This window comes from Halorubrum shenae (assembly GCF_051194165.1).
GTDB lineage: Archaea > Halobacteriota > Halobacteria > Halobacteriales > Haloferacaceae > Halorubrum.
Map to the genome: position 1 here is coordinate 1 of NZ_JBLZNI010000028.1, position 18,983 is coordinate 18,983.

The following is an 18,983-nucleotide window of genomic DNA, read 5'->3' on the forward strand; positions in this document are numbered from 1 at the left end:
TTAATGGTTTGTATCACGATTTGTCGGCTTCATCCCCGAGGTCAAGCCTCGGGGTATTCGCCTTGTCCGCTGATAAACGCCAGCGCGAGCAGCACGCCGACCACGCCGATGAGCGCGCCGGCGTCGCCGCCGATCGCGCCGCCCGTCCCACCCACGACCGCGACGACGACGGCGTACACGACCACCGGAACCACCGTGTACGCGAGTATGATCACCGACCCGATGAGCCCCTTCATCAAGAGGTCACCCCAGTCGGTGAACTCCGGCGGTACCTCGTTGCCGCCGATCGTCTGTTCGAGCACGCGAACGAGGTACCCGACGATGACGAACGCCGGGAGGAGGAGTATCGAGAGGAACCCCAACACGCCGCCAATGATGATCCGTCCGATCCAGTCGCCGCGAACCGGGTACGAGAGTCCGTCTTCGAGCATGACTGAATCCATACAAATCTGATATATAAACACCCCGGTGATTCATCGATCGGGGGACGTAAGCGGGACGCGTGCAGCGTCGGGGAATACTTGTCGGCGCGCTTCCTGTTCCGACCATGAAGAAACAGACCGTCCGCGAGGCCGTCTGGGATGCCTTCGAGGCGGGCGATCAGGCCCGATTCCCGTTCCCGCCGCACGACCGGATCCCGAACTTCGCCGGCGCCGACGCCGCATGCGACCGCCTGACAGCCACCAACGCGTGGGCGGCGGCGTCGACGCTGAAGTGCAATCCGGACGCGCCACAGCTCCCCGTGCGACGCGCCGCGCTCCGAGCCGGGAAAACGGTGTACGTCGCCCAGCCGCGGCTTCGCGATCCGGATCCGTTCCTCCGACTCGATCCCGCAGCGATCGAGGCCGACAGCGACGCCGATATCGACGACGCCACGACCGTCTCGGGTATCTCCACACACGGAACCCCGGTTCCGCCGGAGGACGTACCGCACGTCGACCTCGTGGTCGCCGGCTCCGTGGGCGTCACGACCGACGGCGCACGAATCGGGAAAGGAGAGGGGTACAGCGACTTGGAGTGGGGCGTGCTCAGCGAGCTCGGCGCCGTCGACAGAGAGGCGCAACGCGCCTCTGGCAGTCGGGCAGAGCCCGACGACGACGCGACGGCTGTGGCGACCACGGTCCACGAGCTGTCGGTCCTCGACGGACCCGAGTCGCCGATCGCGGACGCCGCCGAGCTTCCCGCGCCCGACACTCACGACGTGCCGCTCGATCTGGTGGTGACTCCCGAGCGAACGGTTCGAACTGAGACGACCCACGCGCGTCCCAAGGGTATCGACTGGGACGTACTCGATAAGGACAAACTGGACGCGATTCCGGTGTTGGCCGAGCGCGCGCCGGGGAGAGAATAAGGGGCGGGTCGGGGAGGGAATAAGGGGCGGGTCGGGGAGGGAATAAAGGGTGGGACCGGGGAGGGAATGAGAGCCGGACCGGGGAGGGAGTACCGAGGTCGACGTTCTACCGACTGCTTCGTCCGTTTAGTCCGCTCGCGGCGCCGGCGCCGACCGCGCCGTCCGGTGGTCCGCGACGTGACCGCACTCCGGGCACACGATAGTGCGCTCGTCGCCCTCGCTAACGACGAGCCACCCCTCGGAGACGGGGTTCTCGAAGCTACACTCTGCACAGAACAGGACCGACTTCCCGCGAGAGGGCCGGGAATCGCTGACGTCTACGTTCATACTAGATAGAAGTATCCGGAGGTATAAGGGTCTTGTTCGACCTGATCGTTTGGTATGATCCGCACTCACACGGAGATTAGATTCGAAAGTTCGCGAAAAACGGATCGAACGTTTTGAAAAATCGAAACGCATTGATCGCAACCGCCTTCGATCGCTTCGGTTTCGGACGGACCTAGCGTGCGAGCGGCATGTTGTAGCTCGTTTCCTCCGCCATCACGAGGTCCCACGTCGCCTCGCAGTCGCAGGACACCTGCTCGAAGACGCTCGGGTCCTGTCGCTTGTCGAAGTCCTTGATGGCGGTCTGGACGCGGTCGTCGCACTCGCCGCAGTTGTGCGCGCCGCGGTCGGAGCCGTGCCCGACGGGGTCGGAGACGACGATTGCGTCGACGTCGGCGGTCTCCTCGAGGACGTGGGCGACCGACCAGAGCCACGGCGGCCGGTAGCCGCCCTCGAAGAACAGCTCGTCGACCATCGTGTACCGCTGGACGTTCGTCGGATTCATCGAAACGGTGTGACAGCCGTCCACGTCGGCACACCGGCGGATCGAATCGATCATGTCGGCGGCGGCCTCGGGCTCCGCGAGGAACGGCGGCTTCATGAGGAGGTACGCCTTGATACCCACGTCGGAATCGAAGGCGTCGTCGGCTGCGGCCGCCTCCGCGCAGGCGTCCTCGAAGTCCGAGAAGTCGAAGTACTTGTTCACGCAGTCGTGGCGGACGCGGTCGGTTGCCGTCTCCAGCCCGACCGCCACGTCGGTCGCGATGCCGTGGTCCGCGAAGTCCCCGATCTTCTCCTGACTCACGAAGTCCGGCAGCGACTCGACGACAATCCGGCTGCGGTCGGCGAACGTCTCGGCGATGGCCCGCCGCGTCTCGGCGGGCACCTCCCGCTCGTCGAGGAACGAACCGGAGGTGTAGATCTTGATCAGCTCGGCGGGAGCGTCGGCCTCCTCGCGCTCGTGGTCGAGACAGACCTCGATCTGGTTCATCAGGGCCTCGTGGCTCACGCTGCCACCCTCGACCGACTCCGCGACGTAGCCGCACATCGTGCAGCCGCCGGCGCGGGCCCAGCGGCAGCCGCCGGTATTTAAGATGATCGTGAGGGAGTTCACGACCCCGTCGGGGGTGTTGTCCTCGTCGATCCACACGCGGGTGGGCTGGGTCGGGTCGTACGTCTCCGAGCGCTCGGCGCGGATGTCGCGCATCACAGCGTTGTGCGCGTCCATCCCGCGCCCCTGCTCGTACGCGTCGGGGCTCGGCTTGCTCATTACCGGAGGAAGCGGCCGAGCGCGTAAAGCCGTGTCGTCATTGCGAGCGCCGGTCGCGCGCCGTGCCGATCGCATCGACCGCGACGACCGCGACCAGACCGACCGCGGCACCGACCGCGTTGACGGCGACGTCACCCCAGGCGAACGACCGCCAAGCGATCGGTGCCTGCAGGAGCTCGATCCCGAAGCCGAACGCGACCGCCGCGCCCGCAGCAAGGAGGTGTTCGCCCCGTTGCCGACCGATCGCACGGCTCACGAGGACCGTCAGGACCGCGTAGCCGACGAGGTGGAAGGGATCGGTGAGCCCGAGGTCTACGGGGAGCGCGTCGACGAGTTCGCGACCCACGCCGCCGACACCGCCGCCGCCGACACCGCCGCCGTTCGGACCCTCCGGCCCGCCGGTCGGCACGATCCACGACACCGGGATCAATGACGCGACGAGGATCACCAGCGCGAACGTCGTGGTGCCGACCCATCGGTCCGCGCGGTCGGCATGGTCTGCATGGTCGGCGTAGTCGTCGTCGGCTTCGCGGTCGCCCTCGGCTTCGCGGTCACCCTCGGCTTCGCGGTTGCGCCCGATCACGGTCCCCCGTTCGCGGTCCGCGAAGTTAGCGCTCACGGAGGCGGGTGCGCCGGTCGGCGACGCGCTGGTCGCGCCGAAACCGCTCGGCCGTACGACCGGTGGTTCGGACGCGTGAACGGAGTACGCGCCCCTGTCAGCGACTTTCAGCGTGCGTCTCGCTTCTATCTTTTATATGTCTCGACGGCGGTCACCGTCTATCGACGTAACTGGTATCAGTTTCTCCACAAGGTGAACAACTAACATGCTGCAGTCCATCTTTAATGAACGAGCATTACATGACTGAAATGGGCGGCTACAGGGACCGAGTTGCACAGGTCGATCTCGGCGACGGAGCGGTCGACTACCAGGGGATCGACGAGGAGGACGCGGAGAAATATATCGGCGCGCGTGGACTCGGCGTCAAGTACGTCTTCGACGCTGGTCCGGATGTCGACCCGCTGGGGCCGGACAACCGGCTGGCGTTCATGACTGGCCCACTCACGGGGACCCAGACCGTGATGAGCGGCCGGATCGCGCTGGTGACGAAGTCCCCGCTGACGGGGACGGTCACCGACTCGCACCACGGCGGCTGGTCCGGCGCGCGGCTCAAGTGGGCCGGGCTCGACGGCATCCTGCTGGACGGCGCGAGCGACGACCCGGTGTACCTGCTCGTCGAGGACGGCGAGGTCGAGGTACGCGACGCCTCCCACCTCTGGGGACAGGGCGTCCACGACACGATCGACGACATCGGCGAGGAAGTCGACGGGACGGTCGGTCGAAACGTCTCCGTGATGGCGATCGGACAGGGCGGCGAGAACGGGGTGCGCTACGGCTGCGTCATCAACGAAGACGACCGCGCTTCGGGCCGCGGCGGCACGGGCGCCGTCATGGGCTCGAAGAACGTGAAGGCCGTCGTCGTGAAGAGCGGCACCGACATGCCGAAGCCGGCAGACCCCGAGACGTTCCAGGAGGGGTACCAGCAGGCGATGGAGGTCATCCGAGAGTCCGACGTGACCGCGCCCAACGAGGGCGGGCTCTCGATGTACGGCACCAACGTCCTGATGAACGCGACCGAGGAGATGGACGGGCTCCCGGCGAAGAACGCGCAGCACACTTCCACCGAGGCGTACAGCGAGGCAGACGGCGTCGACGTGCAGGCCGAGCGCGTCTCCGGGGAGAACGTCCGCGAGAACATCCTCGTCGACGAGCCGACGTGTCACTCCTGTCCGGTCGCGTGTAAGAAGGAGGTCGAGGTGGACGTCACCCACAAAGGCGAGGAGATGAACGTCCGCATGGAGTCGTACGAGTACGAGTCCGCGTGGGCGCTCGGTCCGAACTCCGGACACGACGACCGCGACGAGATCGCTGTCATGCTCGACCGGTGTAACGACCTGGGCATCGACACGATCGAGTCCGGCAACATCATGGCGATGGCGATGGAGATGAGCGAGGAAGGGAAACTCGACGGCGTCGGTCACCTCGACTGGGGCGACTCCGAGACGATGATCGACCTCATCGACGAGATCGGCCACCGCTCCTCGGACCTCGGCGACCTCCTCGCGGAGGGCCCCGAGCGCGTCGCCGACGCGAAGGACGCCCACGACAACAAGCTCTCCGTCAAGGGCCAGACGATGGCCGCCTACGACCCGCGCTGCATGAAGGGCATGGGGATCGCGTACGCGACCTCCAACCGCGGCGCCTGCCACCTGCGCGGCTACACGCCGGCCGCCGAGATCCTCGGCATTCCGGAGAAGGTCGACCCGTACGAGTGGGAGGGCAAAGGCGAGCTCACCGCCACGTTCCAGGACCTGCACGCCGTCTCCGACTCCTTCGACATCTGCAAGTTCAGCGCGTTCGCGGAGGGGATCGAGGAGTACGTGCTCCAGTACAACGGGATGACCGGCCGCGACGTCACCGAAGACGAGCTGTTCGAAGCGGGCGAGCGCGTGTACAACCTCGAACGCTACTACAACAACCTCGTCGGCTTCGACGGCGCGGACGACACGCTGCCGAACCGCTTCATCGAGGGGCACCCGGACGCCATCCCCGGCACGGGCGCCAGCGAGGGCGAACTCGTCGAACTCGACGAGATGAAAGCGGAGTACTACGAGACCCGCGACTGGGTCGACGGCGTCGTCCCCGACGAGAAGCTCGAGGCGCTCGGCATCGACATCGGGCCCGGCACCGGCGTCTCCGCCGGCGACTCCGCAGCCCCCGCCGACGACTGAGGACGGTCGCCGCCTGCAGCCGCATTTTTTCGGACCGTAACCGGTATCACTGAGCCGCGCGCACGGCCTCGATATGTCTCCGAGGCCGACTCATCAGTCCCCGTCTGACCGGTCCCGTCGGTCCCTCCTCGCTACGGGATGTGCCGCCGCGGCGAGCGGGTTCGCCGGCTGCGCTGATCTCCTCGGATCGGAGGAACTCGCACACGAGGTCGAAGTGTACAACCGCCGAGAGACCGCTCACACGCTCTCCGTCCGGGTCGAGAACGTCGATAGCGACGCGCTGTACCGCCAGACGTTCGATATCGACGGCGACCGCGCCCGGGAGGGGACCGAACCGTTCACCGGGAGGCCGACGGCGGTCGTCGTGACGATCGACGACCGCGAGCCGGTCGAGCGCGACTGGCCGGATCCGAACTGCGAGCAACAGGGGACGCGCTCGGCCGGCGGCGTCGACGTGTACCTCCTCCCGGACGACGAGGTGCGGTTGGAGCCGACCTGTAACACGATCTACGCGGAGTAGCGCCGGGCATTTTTAAGTATCCCGCGTCGGTAGCGCCGCATATGGTCCACAACCCGTTGTCTCCCTCTGAAGCCCTCCGAACGCGGACCGGGACGGTGATCGCTGTCGTCTCGCTCCTCGTGGTCCTCTACTCGCTCGTAATCGTCGGACAGGTCCTCCTCGGCGTCATCGTCGGCGTCGTGCTTCCGGTTGGCTTGTACCTCTCCTACCGATTGTTTGCAGCGCTCGACGCGCTCGCCCGCGCGGCCCAGCGGATCGCGGCGGTCCGGGAGCGCGAGGCCGACGAGGCGTCCCGGTTCGGCTCCGCGACCGAGCGTGAGTCCACGACGGAGCCCGACGCGTCGTCGTCGCGATCGTCGGACCGAATCGCGGAGCGAGAGCGGTAGAAGCGGTCCCGCACGTCGCTTTCCGTCCTCCCTCCCTAGAACTCGAACCCGACGGCGTCGCGATCGGGTCGGAGTGGACTCTTCGGATACGGCGGCGACGCCTCGGGGTCGTTAAACGGCCGGGGGGCAACGTCGTTCGGCCCGTCGGGATAGAAGAGCGCCGCGAGCGTCTGGATCGCGGTTCGGCCGCTCGCCAGTTCGAACTGGCCGCCGCCGTACAGCTCGATGCCCCGCTCCTCGCAGTACGCGATCGTCTCGAACAGCGATTCGAGGGTGCCGAACCGGGAGGGTTTGACGTTACACCATCCCGGCTCGACCGGGAGCGACTCGAGGCTCTCGACGCCGTCGATCGGGTAGTCGAACGAGAGCCGGTCGGCCTGCGGCTGGACGAGCGGGTTGGTCTCGGGCGTGAACGCGGCGTCCTCCACGATCTCGGTCGGGAACGCGGCGAACACGTCGCGGTACAGTTCCGGGTCGGCCTCGACGTCGACGTCGGTGCCCTCGTACCAGCCTTTTAAATCGAGGATCCGGACCGCGTCGGTCTCTCGAAGGGTCGTAAACGCTTCTTCCGGCCAGTCGGGCGTCGGATCGAGTTTGAACTCCAACTCGTCGTCCAGCGCGAGCAGCTCCTCGACGCGGTCCGTCGTCGGCGGTTCTCCCAGTCGCGTCGAGACGACGAATCGGACCGGATCGGAATCGATCCCGAGGTACTCGCCCAGCGACTCCTCGCGCTGTCGGAGGGCCAGATCGAGCGCGGCGCTCTCGACCGCCCACCGGCGGTAGTTGCGGAAGTACTCCTGTGCGGGCGGCTTGTGCGCGAACAGATCGATCTCGTCGAGGCGCGTCGACAGCTCATCGATCGTCCACTCGCCCTCGATGTCGATCGGGTCCGTTCCGACGAGTGCGGCGTGGTCTTCCGTCTCGTAGGTCACGTCCTCGCCGCGGCCCAGAACGCCGTCGCCGGCGAGGCGGAACCCGGTGGTCGTGCGCTCGAACCCGCTCGTGGTCTCGCCGGTGTATCGGCGGCGCTCTACCGACTCGATCGTCACCGATAGGTCCGCGATCTGCTGGTACGCGCTCATACCGCCTCCGACGGTCCGGGGGAACTTAAACGAAAACGAGGGGCGCTGCAGCGGGGGTCCCAGTCAGGCGTCGTCGGACCGCCCGAGACGGAGCCGGAGCGTGGCGATCCGCGTCGCGAGCGCCCAGAACAGGGGAATCACGGTGAGCGCGACCGCGCCCGCCGCCGCGACCTGCAACACGGTCGTCGTGAACCACGGTTCGGCGTCGGCGTAGGGGATCGACGTGTGGGTCACCTCGCCGATCACGGGGACGAAGTAGTCCATCAGCAGGTCGACCGTGTACCACGCGGTCGCGACCCCGACCGCCTTCAGCGGGAAGTCGGTAGTCCGGTGGAGGACGAACGCTTGGACGACCATTCCGAGGTGGCTCACGAAGAGGAACGCGTACATCGCGGGCCCCGAGTTCGCGAGGAATGCGGGGTAGAAGGCGGCCAGCACGTACGGGGTCCAGAGCCCGAGCTTGATGTTCCCGAAGAAGGCGAGCGTCGAGAGCGTGTCGCTCGACCGGCCAAGTGCCCACGCCGCGAGCGCGAGCGCGATGAGCAGCGTCGCACCCGGGCTGTCGGGGATAAACGGCCACATCTCGATCGGGAGTTCGCGGAACTGAAACCGGTAGTACCAGAAGCCGAATGCGGTGCCCAGGAGGTTGATTGCGACGATGACCCAGACGAACCGGAAGGCGACGTCCTCCAGCGCCTCCGGGAGCGGGGCGAGCCACCGCGGCAGCGACTCGCGTTCCGGCGGGTCGCGGCCGAGCGCGCCGACGATGTCCATACGGTCGGCTCGGCCCGGCCGGTCAAAGCCGTGGCGGTCGCGGGGCGGTGAGGTGGACGCTCCCGGAAAACTCGGACGAAAAGGGCTATGAGTCCCCGGCGGAAAGGCGACGGTATGCGCCCGCGAACGCTGCTCGCGCTGCTCCTCGTCGTCCCCCTCGTGGACGCGCTGTTCCTGATCGTCGTCGCAGAGCAGTTGGGCTGGCCGACCACCATCGCGCTGGTCGTGTTGACCGCCGTGCTCGGGATGTTGCTCCTGCGCGCAGAGGGGCGCGCGACGCTCGCACGGGTCCAGCGCAAGCTGGCCCGCGGCGTGCCCCCGACCGACGAACTGCTCGACGGCGGCCTCCTGATCGCCGCCGGCGCGTTCCTGCTCACACCGGGGCTCGTCACCGACGCTGTCGGGTTTCTGCTCGCGCTCCCGCTCTCGCGGGTCCCGATCCGGATGGCCCTCAAGAAGTACGTCGTCATCCCGTACCTCGACAGCGAGACGGACGGGTTCACCACCGGCAACGTCTACATCGGTGGGTTCCCCGGCGGCGACGAAAACGGCGCCGGTGCCGGGTTCACGATGGGCGGCGGCGCGTTCGGCGGCGGCGACTTCGGCGGTGGCGACTACGACGGCGACGGCCTCGACGAGGGCGAGTCCGGCGGGAACACCGAGTTCGACGGCCGGAGCGCCGCCGGCGACGGCCAGAGCGACGACCCCGCCGGCGACCGATTCGACGATCCGGACCACGCGGACGACGTCGTCGACGTGGACTTCACGGTCGAGGACGACGAGACGGAGCGGAGCGACTGAGGCCCCTTTCGACGCGCGCTCTCTGTCGCGTGAGTCGTTTCCGACGCGACCCGAAATCGGCTGACTGCGGGCGATTCGCGAAAGGAAACCCTTAAAATCCTACCAGCGCAATCACTGAATGCGTTCACCTGGGCCAATAGCTCAGTCAGGTTGAGCGCTCGGCTGATAACCGGGAGGTCCACGGTTCAAATCCGTGTTGGCCCACCTACAGCGTCCACGGTTCTTTGCCGTGGCGTGTTAGGGGCCGGGAACTCCCCAGCCACCTAATTCCGTTGTTCGACACGGCTAGACACTTCTCGCGCGTTCTGTCCGGAAAATCTCTCGGTAATCGCGACTGCTCTCCGGTCAGAGATAGCCGAGGCGACCTCGGCGTGATGTCGTCCCGATCTCAGAGTCGGAGTTAGTGACGCGACGCAAGCGGTGCTGGACTGGTACTGGTCGCGATCCGGAGCGGTTCATAGAGGTGGTACCCGCATTACCGCAACGACACAGGCCCGAAGAGCTGCCCGGCGCGAGCCGAGCGGCGATCGGTCGAACACGACCCTGCGCCACCACGCCGAAGTCGCACACACGCACCCGATTCGAGTCGCCGCCGACGCGTCGATTTATCAGGCTCGCGCGACCAGAATCAGTATGGCACCCTCCGTCGGCGTCGACTGGGCCTCCCGCGGCTGGCTCGCGGTCGCGATCGTAGGCGACGAGTGGACCGCGCGAATGCACCCGTCGATCCACAGCGTCTGGTTCGAACACCGCGACGCCGAGTCGATCCTCGTCGACATCCCCATCGGCCTCCCCGAGTCGGAGCGACGGGAGTGCGACCGGGGCGCGAAGGAGTTCCTCGGCCCGGACCGCGCTCGCAGCGTCTTCTGGACGCCGTGTCGCGACGCGGTCGAGCGGGACACCTACGAGTCGGCGAAGCGAGCGAACCAGGAGGCTCGCGGCGACAGCCTCTCCACGCAGGCCTGGGGACTCATTCCCCGCATCCGAGAAGTCGACCGGTTCCTCAGGGACACTGAGGACGCGCGAGGGGTCGTGGCGGAGTCACACCCCGAGGTCTGCTTCGCGTCGTTCGCGGGGGGTAGTCTCCCGTCAAAACACGACGACGGCGGACTCGACGATCGGCGCGCGATACTCGAAGCGACCGCGGAGAGCGCTGCGGGGGTCTACGACGGGTTCGTGGCGGAACACATCGAGGGGCAACCGTCGTGGGCGCGCCGCATTGGAAGCTCCAACCGCGACGACCTCTTAGACGCGATGGTGCTCGCGCTCACCGCGGACGTCGGGGGCGGCGAGTTCGACCGGACCGCTGATCACGCACAGGGCGGCACGGAGTCCGTTCCAAAAGACGCGGAGGGCCTTCCGATGCAGATCGTGTATGCGGAGTCGAAGTAAGAGCGACGCGAGACCGTTCGCTCAGGCGCTTCCGTTCGCGTCAGCGAGCTCCCGCGCGAGGAACGCCGCGATCGACACGTCCGCCTCCTCGACGAACCGCGCGACCTCCTCGCCGTCGGCGGTCTCGACGACGACCGTTGGAATCAGATCGATCCCGTACTCGTCGACGCCTTCGCCCTCTTTCCCGTTCGGGCCCTTCGTCACCGGGAAATCTTCGATTCGGTCGTCAGAGACGCCGGCGGCGGCGAGCGCCGCGCCGAACGCCGGAAGCTGTCGCTGGCAGTCGCCACACCAATCCCCGCCCCACACCTTGAACCGGTAGTCGTCGGCCGCGAGGGCGTCCAGTACGGCGGGGTCGTACTCGTCGGCGTCCGCGGCGTTCGCGGGGTCACCGGCAGCGTCGGGATCGAGCGTTTCGAGAGTCATACCCGGTCGTACGCCGGCGACGCTTGTAAACGCCGCGTCGGTGGCAACGGGTCGGCGGGGTGTCGCCGAACGCGGCTTGCCGGAGTCCGCGGGGCATTTGAGTGGCGCCCACCTCGGGTTACCCATGGATGAGGACGTGTTGGACACGCTCGGCTCGCCGCTCGTACGAGTCGACGCTCCGACCGAGACGACCGTGGCGGCGAAAGTCGAGTCGCGCAATCCGGGCGGCTCCGCGAAAGACCGCCCCGCGCTGTACATGGTCGAGGCCGCCGAGGCGGCCGGCGACCTGACGCCCGGCGACGGGATCGTCGAGCCTACCTCCGGCAACACGGGCATCGGGCTGGCGATGGTCGGCGCGGTGAAGGGGTACGACGTGACGCTCGTGATGCCGGACGGGAAGTCGATCGAGCGTCGACGGCTCATGCGCGCGTACGACGCCGACGTGGAGATCGTCGACGGCGACATCTCCGAGGCCAAAGCGCGCGCCGACGAGCTCGAACGCGAGGAGGGAAGCGTCCAGCTCCGCCAGTTCGACAACCCCGCGAACCCCCGAGCCCACTACGAGACCACCGGCCCGGAGATCATCGATCAGGTCGACGGTCGCACCGTCGACGCCCTCGTCGCGGGCGTCGGCACGGGCGGGACCATCACCGGAATCGGTCGCCGGCTTCGCGAGGCGTTCCCCGACGTGCGAATCGACGCGGTCGAGCCGAGCGACAACGCCGTTCTCTCCGGCGGCGAGCCCGGGTTCGACGAGTTCCAGGGGATGGGGCCGGGGTTCGTCGCGCCGAACCTCGACACGGACCTCCTCGACGAGGTCCACACGGTCGACATCGAGGCCGCCGAGGCCGAGTGCCGTCGACTCGCGCGTGAGGAGGGGCTGCTCGTCGGCCAGTCCTCCGGCGCCTCCAACCTCGCGGCCAAAGACGTCGCCGCGGAACTCCGGGAGTCGGGCGCGTTCGCCGGCGACGAGCCCCTCGTCGTCACCGTCTTCTGGGACAGCGGCGAGCGCTACCTCACCGCCGGTACCTTCGACGAGTGAGTCGGGTGACGCGACCGTGGCGGCGTGAGCCGACCGGAAGGAGCGGAGAGCGGGTTCCCGGGACCCGGACGTTGATTACCGTTCGACTCCCAGATATGTCGTGAGTACCCATCCCGAATCGCTCTCTAGTGCCCCCGACCCCGGAGCCGACAGCGACGCCGACGACCGGCGGTTCGACGGGCCGTGGCTGGGCTTCCTCGCGGTCGCTACCGCCGGCTGGACGGTCCTGTACGCGCTCGACTGGGCGTTACTGACGGCCGGCACTCCGGTCGGTGCCGCCGTCGCCTTCGCCCACGGCTACCTCCTCGCGCCGCTCGCGACCGCAGCGGTCCTCCTCGACGCGCTCTCACTCGCCGAGCGGGAGATCGCTGACTTCGGCCTTTTTAAATGGCTGTACGCGCTCCTCGCGTTGATCGCGCCGCCGGTCGCAGTCGTCTACTACGCGCACCGCGAGTGGCTGAAACCGGGCGATCCGGCCCTGCTCGGAGGGCCGGAATGACGGGGGAGTCCGCCGTCGGTTCCGTAACCGACCTCGTCACCGCGCCAGAGAGCGGCGCCCCGCCCGAACGCCGGGAGGCCGTGGAGGTTCGTTCCGACGGCGTCGCCGGCGACCGCTACCGACTCGGCGACGGGACCTTCCAACTCGACGCCTGCGCGGTCACGCTCGTCGCCGCGGAGGCGCTCGACGCGGTGTGCGAGGAGACCGGAATCGACGTCTCAGACGGCCGCCACCGACGGAACGTCGTCGTCGACGGGTTCGGCGCCGGGATGGACGACCTGTTGGACGCGACCGTCGCGGTCGGCGACGCCCTCCTCCGACCGACTCGCCGGCGACCGCCCTGCGCACACGTCGAGGAGTTGGCTGGCGCCGACGGGCTGGCCGCCGCCCTCCGAGAGCGCGGCGGGCTATGCTGTGACGTGACCGAGCCCGGCCGCGTCGCCGTCGGCGACCGGGTCGCGATCCGCGAGGCCGACCCCCGGACGGCGGGCGCCGCGATAGCGGACCGGCTCAGGGACGGAGCGTCCGATGGCCACAGCCGACCCGATTCGCACGGAGAGTGACCGGCGGGCGCGGCGCCTTCCGGAACCGAAAGCGTTGAGCCCCGACCGGACCAACGGGTCGCCAGTGAGGGTCGGATGAGCTGGCAGTACCGCCACACGGTGCTGTCGCTGTGTATGCTCGCGTTTCTGGTGACGTACTTCGCTCGGCTGGCGATCAGCCCCGTCGTCCCGCTGATCGTCGAGGACTTCGCGGTGTCGAACACCGCTATCGGCGTCGCGCTCTCCGGGATGTGGCTGGCGTACGGCGCCGCCCAGTTCCCCAGCGGCGTGCTCGCCGACCGGTACGGCGAGCGGCGGGTCATCCTCGTCGCCGTCGGCGGGACGACGGCGATGAGCGTCGTGCTCGCGCTCGCGCCCGTCTTCCCCGCGTTCGTGCTCGCGGCGGTACTCTTAGGACTCGTCGCCGGATTCCACTACGCCGTGGCGACGACGCTGCTCTCCCGGACCTTCGACGACATCGGGACGGCGTTCGGACTCCACTCCGTGGGCGGTCCGCTCGCCGGACTCGTGGCGCCCGTCGCCGCCGCGTGGGTCGGCGTCCGATACGGCTGGCGCCCCGCGGTTGCGCTGGCCGCGGTCGTCGGCGCACCGGTGTTCCTGCTGTTCGCGTGGCGCGTCCGCCCGACCGAGCCTCGGCGTCCCGACCAGCCGATGCGGGAGCGGTTCGCGCTCGCGCCGCTGGTCGAACTCCTCTCGCGGCCGAGCGTCCTGCTTCCGCTGTTCATCGCGATGGTCGGCACGTACGTGGTGCAGGGCGTGATGTCGTTTCTCCCGACGTTCCTCGTCGAGTTCCGCGGGTACTCGCCGTCGGGTGCCGCCGGCGTCTTCTCGGCGTTCTTCGTCGTCCGCGCCCTCGCACAGGTGGGGCTCGGTCGGCTCTCCGACCTGGCGGGCCGCGACGCCGCCATCGGCGCGGCGATGCTGGCGGGCACGGTCGGCACCGCCGCGTTCGTCGCCGGACCCGGAGCCCTCGGCGTCGCCGCCGGGGTGCTGCTGGCCGGCTTCGGCGCGAGCTTCTTCTCGGCGATCGACCCGCGGTTCATGGACGCGCTCGGCGACGCGGAGCGCGGCGCCGGATTCGGGCTCGTTCGGACCGTTTACACCGTGATCGGCTCTGCGGGTTCCGTCGGTGTGGGGCTCGCCGCCGACCTGTTTGGCTGGGGATTCTCTTTCGCGATACTGGCGGCCCTGTTTGGGGTCACGTTCGCCGTCCTCGTCGCCAACTGGGCGCTCGGGACGGGGTACTGACCCGCTTGAGAAAGCGCGACCCCGCCCGACCCGAAACTACGAGTCGATCCGGACCGAACGCGGAGTGTGTACGATTATCACGTCCACACGAACTACTCGGACGGCATGTTCCTCCGCCGGATGGTGGACGCCGCCGCCGACGCCGGGGTCGACGGGGTGGGGATCGCCGACCACTGCAACGTCTCGCCCGACCCGAGCGCGGAGCGGTTCAAGCGGGCGTTCGGTTTTAACCTCGATCTGACCTACGAGCGACGCCGCGAGGCGATAGAGGGACTGCGCGAGGACCCCACCGTCGACGTCGGCGTGTTCGACGCCGTGGAGATGGATTACGACCCTGACCAGGAGGCGCCGATCGCCGACTTCCTCGACGAGGCGGACTTCGACTACGCCATCGGGAGCGTCCACGAACTCGACGGCGCGAACGTCCATACCCGCTCGCACTTCGCCGACAAGCCGGCCGCGGAGCGGCGGGCGCTCGTCGATCGCTACTTCGAGAAGTTGGTCGCGCTGATCGATTCCGAGCTGTTCGCGATCGCCGCGCACCCGGACCTGATCGAGCGCAACCCCCACCTCCGCGGGTTCGCGACCGAGGACCAATACGCGACCGTCGCCGAGGCCTTTCGCGACTCGCGGACCGTTCCGGAGATCAACGCCGGGCGACTGCTCGACGACTACGGGGAGTTCCACCCGGCGCCGGCGTTCCTCGACCGGCTTCTCGACGCCGACCTCCGTGTGAGCGTCGGCACCGACAGCCACGAGCCGGGCGTCATCGCGCCTCGGGTCGACGAGATCGAAGCCGAACTAAACCGGCGACGGCTCGATCCCGTCCGGCCGGAGGAGCTCGCTGCCGACGACCGTTGACGGGGACGTGGGCGCTCCCGATCAGTGAACCGTCCGGTCGTCGTCGGTGTCGATATCCTCGATCGGGTCGGCGTTGCCGAACTCGGGCGTCGGCCCGTCGCCCGGCTCCGCCCACTCGACAGCGTTTTGTAGCACCCGTCGCACGTCGTCGTCGTGATAAATCGGGTACGTCTCGTGGCCGGGTCGGAAGTAGAAGACCCGCCCGTTGCCGCGGTGGTAACAGCAGCCGGAGCGGAACACCTCGCCGCCGGGGAACCAGGAGGTGAACACGAGCGTGTCCGGCGCCGGAACGTCGAACCGCTCGCCGTACATCTCCGTCTCCGCCAGCTCGATGAACTCGCCGACTCCGTCTGCGATCGGGTGACTCGGCTCGACGGCCCACAGCCGTTCGGTCTCAGCGGCCTCTCGCCACTTGAGCGAGCAGCTGGTGCCCATCAATCGCTTAAAAATCGTCGAGTAGTGTGCGGAGTGAAGCACCAACAGGCCCATCCCGTCGAGAACGCGGTCGTGGACCCGGTCGACGACCTCGTCACGCACCTCGTCGTGGGCCGCGTGGCCCCACCACGTGAGCACGTCCGTGTCGTCTAAGACGGCCTCGGTGAGCCCGTGGTCCGGCCCCTCGTCGAGGGTCGCGGTGCGGACCTCGTGGCCGGCCTCGCGGACGGCGTCGGCGACAACCGCGTGGATCCCGTCGGGGTACACCTCGGCGACCGCGTCGTTTTCGCGCTCGTGTCGGTACTCGTTCCAGACCGTAACGCGTGCCATGGGTTCGCTCCCCGGCGGACCGACTTGTAGGATCGCATCCGGGACAGACCGGCGGAGTTGGCTGACAGCGAGAACGTTCGTAGCGGACCGACCGGTCGTTCGCGCTACTCCTCTTTGTCTTCGGACAGGTTCAGTTCCGATAGCAGGCGTGCGGTAATGATCTGTTCGATCATCTCAAGAAGTCGAGCGTCGTCGGAGGTGTAGTCAGCGAAGATGCCGAGCGGGATCTCACCGCCTGCGACATCGTAATGACCGCCACCGCTCCCGACATCTTCAAACGCTGTATTCAGTACGCCCCCGACGTCTACTCGCGCATCTCGCGATCGAGCACTGATTTGAATAGTGTCATTGACGATTCCGAACACGATAGCCGTTTGAACGCCCTCCAGTCGGACGAGATAATCGACGGCTTGGGGGAGCGCATCCCGTTCGCTCGTCCGGCCGACGTGCGTGATGAGCACCGCCGACTTGATGGTGCGATTATCGATAGCGGTCGAGATCGCATCGAGCGTTCCTCTCGAAAGCGACGACGTCGAGAGCTTCCGGATCAGTTCTTTATCGGCGTACTCGTGAAGGTACCCTGCCGCATCGTATTCCGCACCGGTCGCTCCGCGGAGAAAGTCGAGCGTGTCCGAACGGATGGCGAACAGGAGAGCCGTCGCGACATCCGCGTCCAGATCCATGTCGAGCGCGCGCAGATACTCCGTCAGAATCGTCGCGGCTGCCCCGAGTTCCTCGCGGTGATCGACGAATCGGGCGTCGATCTCTTCGGCGGGGTGGTGATCGATCACGATATCCACGTCCGTGTCTGGAGGGACCGTGTTGTTCTCACCCGGAGTGGAGTGATCGACAAACGCGAGCAAGGAATCCGGTTGACGGTTCTGGACGGTCGCGGGGTCGAACCGTTGAAGATCGATATCGAGGAGATTGACGAACGCTCGGTTCTGCTGATGCGAAATGTCGCCACTGTAGAATATCTGCCGGTCGTCGATGCCGGCGTCGGCCGCGATTCGACCCAGTGCAAGCGCGCTCGCGAGACAATCCGGATCAGGGTTGTTGTGACAGACGATGTTGATCTCGCTGCCCTCCGCGAGAAGTTCGTGGAGTTGTTGTGGCAGGCCCATTGTTCCCGTCTACGGCCTCTATACAGTTACAGTACCGGATGTTTCAGATATGACATATATAGTGAATACGTGTAAGATTTCACGCTCCCGCAAGAGCCGCGCGCTGTACGCGACACGGCTATCCAAACAGATCAGCACGCAACGCTTCCAACGGGCGTGGCTATGCATCAGTCGTCGACGGAGCGATGCCGAAGTCCAGCGACGGCCTCAGCGCTCGTTCGTCCGCAGTTGACGCCGAACCGGCGACGCCACCGTATCCCTCACTCCTCCGGCCACTTGATCGAACAGCCCCGCGAGGGGCGGTCCGGGACCTCGACATCCTCGCCCGCGAGGACCGCGTCGACGGCGTCGCGGACGTAGAACTCGGTCGGCTCGTCGTCGGGGTTGAGTGCGTCGTCGAGTCGACCGTGATACCGAAGCCGGAACGCGTCGCCGTCACGACCGAACAGGAACGGGTCGGGGGTACAGACCGCGCCGTACGCGTCCGCGACTTCGCCGGTGTCGTCGCGGAGGTACGCGTCGTACGCGATCGTCCCGTCGGCGACGCGCTCGCGCATCGCCTCGAAAGAGTCATCGGGGTACTCGTCGGCGTCGTTCGGGTTGATCCCCACGACGGCCAGACCGTCGTACTCGGCCGCCAGATCGTTGAGGAGGTCGAACTTCGCCTTGGCGTACGGGCAGTGGTTACAGGTGAACACCACGAGCAGGGCGTCCGCCTCGAACGAGTCGAGCGTGTGCGTCTCGCCGTCGGTGCCCGGTAGCTCGAACGCCGGCGCGGCGTCGCCGCGGTCGAGCTCCGAGTCGGATTCCATCATGACCATACGCGTCCGTTCCGTCGCCGTCCCCAAAACCGTTCCGCGGGTGTCCTTCTCGACGATTCACCGATCCGCACTGACGCCCCTCGCCGCGATTGTGGCCGCGATGTGCGCGACGACGATCGGCCCCAGCAATACCCCCGCGACGACGCCGAGCGCGGCGAGCGCGAGGGACCACTTCCGGAGAAGCGCGGTCGCCGCCGGGGCCGACGCGATAGCCCCGAAAACGGTTAGTGCGACCACCGTCGTCCCCGGAACCGTCAGCGGCGACGGCGCGCTGCCGATCGCGGGTACGCGCCGGGAACGGTCCGGTCCCCGGGGATAGCGAGGCCGCTCCCGTTCGCTCGCCCGCCGTCGTCGCCGTCTCGGTGGGTCCCGTCGCCGCCCCGTCAGGTGTCGGCGCCCCTCTGCCGGATCGTCTCGAGATCGCATGGGGCGGGTGGCCGCGGCATCCGCCCTAAACCGTTCCCCGAGTCCGTCAGGAGCCGGTCGTTGCGTCTGCTCGAACCCGTCTCACGTCGCGTTCACCCACCGGCAGTTCACCCGCCGGCAGTTCACCCGCCGGCAGTTCACCACCGAATCGCGGGCTACCGGCGACTCGTGGCTTTTTGGTCTGTGACTCCGTACTCCGGGTATGTCCTCCCGGGAGCCGTCCTACCGAACGCTCCGACTGCTGTGTGCGAACGCGGTCGGGATGGCCGGGTTCGTGCTCGCGTTCGCGGTCGCTCGGGAGTTCGCGATCGCACTCGTCGCGGCCGCGATCATGGCGGCGATCGGGTACGCCGCGTCCAGCGCCGTCGTCGCGTACGCGTCGGCGTGACGAAGCGATCTGGCGTCGGAACAGAGATAGCCGTCACATCGAGACGTTTCTTTTTGACATCCTCCCGCGCCTGAAGACGCGGGAATCCCACGGTACCGTACCGCTGGATTGGGATATTAGGGTTTGCAGT

Annotated in this window: 22 protein-coding genes, 1 tRNA gene and 1 pseudogene; 14 read left to right on the forward strand and 10 right to left on the reverse strand. The window is 67.5% G+C overall.

Features of this window, described 5'->3' with window-relative positions; genetic code table 11:
* Positions 1–71 precede the first annotated feature (71 nt).
* Positions 72–431: pseudogene (locus ACNS88_RS16860) on the reverse strand (DUF4013 domain-containing protein); the annotation flags it as partial.
* 116 nt (positions 432–547) lie between these two features.
* Between ACNS88_RS16860 and ACNS88_RS16865 the strand changes: the two are divergent.
* Complete coding sequence (locus ACNS88_RS16865) at positions 548–1,351, forward strand: 5-formyltetrahydrofolate cyclo-ligase (RefSeq protein ID WP_435100275.1); 804 nt, start codon at positions 548–550, stop codon at positions 1,349–1,351.
* A gap of 126 nt (positions 1,352–1,477) precedes the next feature.
* On the opposite strand, the gene ACNS88_RS16870 is transcribed toward ACNS88_RS16865, so the two are convergent.
* The 3 genes from ACNS88_RS16870 to ACNS88_RS16880 all read right to left on the reverse strand — a co-directional run bounded on the left by ACNS88_RS16870 (position 1,478) and on the right by ACNS88_RS16880 (position 3,564).
* A complete protein-coding gene (locus ACNS88_RS16870; RefSeq protein WP_435100278.1) occupies positions 1,478–1,678 on the reverse strand; it encodes a DUF8106 domain-containing protein in 201 nt (66 codons plus the stop codon).
* A gap of 172 nt (positions 1,679–1,850) precedes the next feature.
* Positions 1,851–2,945 carry an archaeosine biosynthesis radical SAM protein RaSEA gene (locus tag ACNS88_RS16875; RefSeq protein WP_435100281.1) on the reverse strand — a complete coding sequence of 365 codons (1,095 nt, stop codon included), beginning with the start codon at positions 2,943–2,945 and terminating at the stop codon, positions 1,851–1,853.
* Between the two features lie 37 nt (positions 2,946–2,982).
* A complete protein-coding gene (locus ACNS88_RS16880) occupies positions 2,983–3,564 on the reverse strand; it encodes a hypothetical protein (protein WP_435100284.1) in 582 nt (193 codons plus the stop codon).
* Between the two features lie 239 nt (positions 3,565–3,803).
* On the opposite strand from ACNS88_RS16880, the gene ACNS88_RS16885 reads away from it, so the two are divergent.
* The 3 genes from ACNS88_RS16885 (at position 3,804) to ACNS88_RS16895 (ending at position 6,641) form a co-directional block, all read left to right on the forward strand.
* On the forward strand, positions 3,804–5,735 hold the full coding sequence (locus ACNS88_RS16885; protein ID WP_435100287.1) for an aldehyde ferredoxin oxidoreductase family protein: 1,932 nt from the start codon (positions 3,804–3,806) through the stop codon (positions 5,733–5,735).
* A 73-nt stretch (positions 5,736–5,808) separates the two neighbouring features.
* A complete protein-coding gene (locus tag ACNS88_RS16890; protein ID WP_435100290.1) occupies positions 5,809–6,255 on the forward strand; it encodes a hypothetical protein in 447 nt (148 codons plus the stop codon).
* 41 nt (positions 6,256–6,296) lie between these two features.
* Positions 6,297–6,641 carry a DUF8066 domain-containing protein gene (locus ACNS88_RS16895; protein WP_435100293.1) on the forward strand — a complete coding sequence of 115 codons (345 nt, stop codon included), beginning with the start codon at positions 6,297–6,299 and terminating at the stop codon, positions 6,639–6,641.
* 35 nt (positions 6,642–6,676) lie between these two features.
* On the opposite strand, the gene ACNS88_RS16900 is transcribed toward ACNS88_RS16895, so the two are convergent.
* A complete protein-coding gene (locus ACNS88_RS16900; protein WP_435100296.1) occupies positions 6,677–7,723 on the reverse strand; it encodes a hypothetical protein in 1,047 nt (348 codons plus the stop codon).
* 63 nt (positions 7,724–7,786) lie between these two features.
* The gene (locus tag ACNS88_RS16905) at positions 7,787–8,497 is read right to left on the reverse strand and encodes a DUF1405 domain-containing protein (RefSeq protein ID WP_435100299.1); all 711 of its coding nucleotides are present in this window, start codon (positions 8,495–8,497) and stop codon (positions 7,787–7,789) included.
* A 114-nt stretch (positions 8,498–8,611) separates the two neighbouring features.
* Here ACNS88_RS16905 and ACNS88_RS16910 point away from each other — a divergent pair, with 114 nt between their 5' ends.
* From ACNS88_RS16910 to ACNS88_RS16920, 3 genes are all read left to right on the forward strand, one after another.
* On the forward strand, positions 8,612–9,298 hold the full coding sequence (locus ACNS88_RS16910; RefSeq protein WP_435100302.1) for an FxsA family protein: 687 nt from the start codon (positions 8,612–8,614) through the stop codon (positions 9,296–9,298).
* Between the two features lie 130 nt (positions 9,299–9,428).
* Positions 9,429–9,502 (forward strand) — tRNA-Ile (locus ACNS88_RS16915).
* 429 nt (positions 9,503–9,931) lie between these two features.
* Complete coding sequence (locus ACNS88_RS16920) at positions 9,932–10,690, forward strand: DUF429 domain-containing protein (protein ID WP_435100305.1); 759 nt, start codon at positions 9,932–9,934, stop codon at positions 10,688–10,690.
* Positions 10,691–10,711: 21 nt separating this feature from the next.
* Here the strand turns inward: ACNS88_RS16920 and ACNS88_RS16925 are convergent, their stop codons facing one another.
* Positions 10,712–11,116, reverse strand: a complete 405-nt coding sequence (locus ACNS88_RS16925; RefSeq protein ID WP_435100308.1) for a TlpA family protein disulfide reductase — start codon at positions 11,114–11,116, stop codon at positions 10,712–10,714.
* 124 nt (positions 11,117–11,240) lie between these two features.
* Here ACNS88_RS16925 and ACNS88_RS16930 point away from each other — a divergent pair, with 124 nt between their 5' ends.
* The 5 genes from ACNS88_RS16930 to ACNS88_RS16950 all read left to right on the forward strand — a co-directional run bounded on the left by ACNS88_RS16930 (position 11,241) and on the right by ACNS88_RS16950 (position 15,329).
* A complete protein-coding gene (locus ACNS88_RS16930; protein ID WP_435100311.1) occupies positions 11,241–12,158 on the forward strand; it encodes a PLP-dependent cysteine synthase family protein in 918 nt (305 codons plus the stop codon).
* A gap of 100 nt (positions 12,159–12,258) precedes the next feature.
* Positions 12,259–12,657, forward strand: coding sequence for a hypothetical protein (locus tag ACNS88_RS16935; RefSeq protein ID WP_435100314.1), 399 nt, complete (start codon positions 12,259–12,261; stop codon positions 12,655–12,657).
* The gene (locus ACNS88_RS16940; protein ID WP_435100317.1) at positions 12,654–13,220 is read left to right on the forward strand and encodes an MOSC domain-containing protein; all 567 of its coding nucleotides are present in this window, start codon (positions 12,654–12,656) and stop codon (positions 13,218–13,220) included. Before ACNS88_RS16935 ends, ACNS88_RS16940 begins: the two co-directional genes overlap by 4 nt.
* A 75-nt stretch (positions 13,221–13,295) precedes the next feature.
* Entirely contained in the window at positions 13,296–14,468 is a 1,173-nt protein-coding gene (locus ACNS88_RS16945; protein WP_435100320.1) for an MFS transporter, read from the forward strand.
* Between the two features lie 66 nt (positions 14,469–14,534).
* The gene (locus ACNS88_RS16950; RefSeq protein WP_435100323.1) at positions 14,535–15,329 is read left to right on the forward strand and encodes a PHP domain-containing protein; all 795 of its coding nucleotides are present in this window, start codon (positions 14,535–14,537) and stop codon (positions 15,327–15,329) included.
* A 21-nt stretch (positions 15,330–15,350) separates the two neighbouring features.
* Here ACNS88_RS16950 and ACNS88_RS16955 read toward each other — a convergent pair whose 3' ends face one another.
* From ACNS88_RS16955 to ACNS88_RS16965, 3 genes are all read right to left on the reverse strand, one after another.
* A complete protein-coding gene (locus ACNS88_RS16955) occupies positions 15,351–16,094 on the reverse strand; it encodes a ThuA domain-containing protein (protein WP_435100326.1) in 744 nt (247 codons plus the stop codon).
* A 104-nt stretch (positions 16,095–16,198) separates the two neighbouring features.
* Positions 16,199–17,218 carry a DHH family phosphoesterase gene (locus tag ACNS88_RS16960; RefSeq protein ID WP_435100329.1) on the reverse strand — a complete coding sequence of 340 codons (1,020 nt, stop codon included), beginning with the start codon at positions 17,216–17,218 and terminating at the stop codon, positions 16,199–16,201.
* A 260-nt stretch (positions 17,219–17,478) separates the two neighbouring features.
* Positions 17,479–18,039 (reverse strand): thioredoxin family protein, encoded by a 561-nt coding sequence (locus ACNS88_RS16965; RefSeq protein ID WP_435100332.1) that lies wholly within the window; start codon positions 18,037–18,039, stop codon positions 17,479–17,481.
* On the opposite strand from ACNS88_RS16965, the gene ACNS88_RS16970 reads away from it, so the two are divergent.
* Together ACNS88_RS16970 and ACNS88_RS16975 are read left to right on the forward strand one after the other, a co-directional pair.
* Positions 18,032–18,358, forward strand: coding sequence for a hypothetical protein (locus ACNS88_RS16970; protein ID WP_435100335.1), 327 nt, complete (start codon positions 18,032–18,034; stop codon positions 18,356–18,358). The genes ACNS88_RS16965 and ACNS88_RS16970 overlap by 8 nt on opposite strands.
* Before the next feature lie 309 nt (positions 18,359–18,667).
* Entirely contained in the window at positions 18,668–18,853 is a 186-nt protein-coding gene (locus ACNS88_RS16975; protein ID WP_435100338.1) for a hypothetical protein, read from the forward strand.
* Positions 18,854–18,983: the final 130 nt, after the last annotated feature.

Coding starts and splice junctions, on each gene's coding strand:
- ACNS88_RS16865 (WP_435100275.1), top strand. CDS start 548: ATGAAGAAACAGACCGTCCGCGAGGCCGTCTGGGATGCCTTCGAGGCG.
- ACNS88_RS16975 (WP_435100338.1), top strand. CDS start 18,668: ATGTCCTCCCGGGAGCCGTCCTACCGAACGCTCCGACTGCTGTGTGCG.
- ACNS88_RS16925 (WP_435100308.1), bottom strand. CDS start 11,116: ATGACTCTCGAAACGCTCGATCCCGACGCTGCCGGTGACCCCGCGAAC.
- ACNS88_RS16910 (WP_435100302.1), top strand. CDS start 8,612: ATGCGCCCGCGAACGCTGCTCGCGCTGCTCCTCGTCGTCCCCCTCGTG.
- ACNS88_RS16940 (WP_435100317.1), top strand. CDS start 12,654: ATGACGGGGGAGTCCGCCGTCGGTTCCGTAACCGACCTCGTCACCGCG.
- ACNS88_RS16875 (WP_435100281.1), bottom strand. CDS start 2,945: ATGAGCAAGCCGAGCCCCGACGCGTACGAGCAGGGGCGCGGGATGGAC.
- ACNS88_RS16960 (WP_435100329.1), bottom strand. CDS start 17,218: ATGGGCCTGCCACAACAACTCCACGAACTTCTCGCGGAGGGCAGCGAG.
- ACNS88_RS16895 (WP_435100293.1), top strand. CDS start 6,297: ATGGTCCACAACCCGTTGTCTCCCTCTGAAGCCCTCCGAACGCGGACC.
- ACNS88_RS16900 (WP_435100296.1), bottom strand. CDS start 7,723: ATGAGCGCGTACCAGCAGATCGCGGACCTATCGGTGACGATCGAGTCG.
- ACNS88_RS16905 (WP_435100299.1), bottom strand. CDS start 8,497: ATGGACATCGTCGGCGCGCTCGGCCGCGACCCGCCGGAACGCGAGTCG.
- ACNS88_RS16890 (WP_435100290.1), top strand. CDS start 5,809: ATGTCTCCGAGGCCGACTCATCAGTCCCCGTCTGACCGGTCCCGTCGG.
- ACNS88_RS16945 (WP_435100320.1), top strand. CDS start 13,296: ATGAGCTGGCAGTACCGCCACACGGTGCTGTCGCTGTGTATGCTCGCG.
- ACNS88_RS16885 (WP_435100287.1), top strand. CDS start 3,804: ATGACTGAAATGGGCGGCTACAGGGACCGAGTTGCACAGGTCGATCTC.
- ACNS88_RS16870 (WP_435100278.1), bottom strand. CDS start 1,678: ATGAACGTAGACGTCAGCGATTCCCGGCCCTCTCGCGGGAAGTCGGTC.
- ACNS88_RS16920 (WP_435100305.1), top strand. CDS start 9,932: ATGGCACCCTCCGTCGGCGTCGACTGGGCCTCCCGCGGCTGGCTCGCG.
- ACNS88_RS16970 (WP_435100335.1), top strand. CDS start 18,032: ATGACCATACGCGTCCGTTCCGTCGCCGTCCCCAAAACCGTTCCGCGG.
- ACNS88_RS16955 (WP_435100326.1), bottom strand. CDS start 16,094: ATGGCACGCGTTACGGTCTGGAACGAGTACCGACACGAGCGCGAAAAC.
- ACNS88_RS16965 (WP_435100332.1), bottom strand. CDS start 18,039: ATGGTCATGATGGAATCCGACTCGGAGCTCGACCGCGGCGACGCCGCG.
- ACNS88_RS16930 (WP_435100311.1), top strand. CDS start 11,241: ATGGATGAGGACGTGTTGGACACGCTCGGCTCGCCGCTCGTACGAGTC.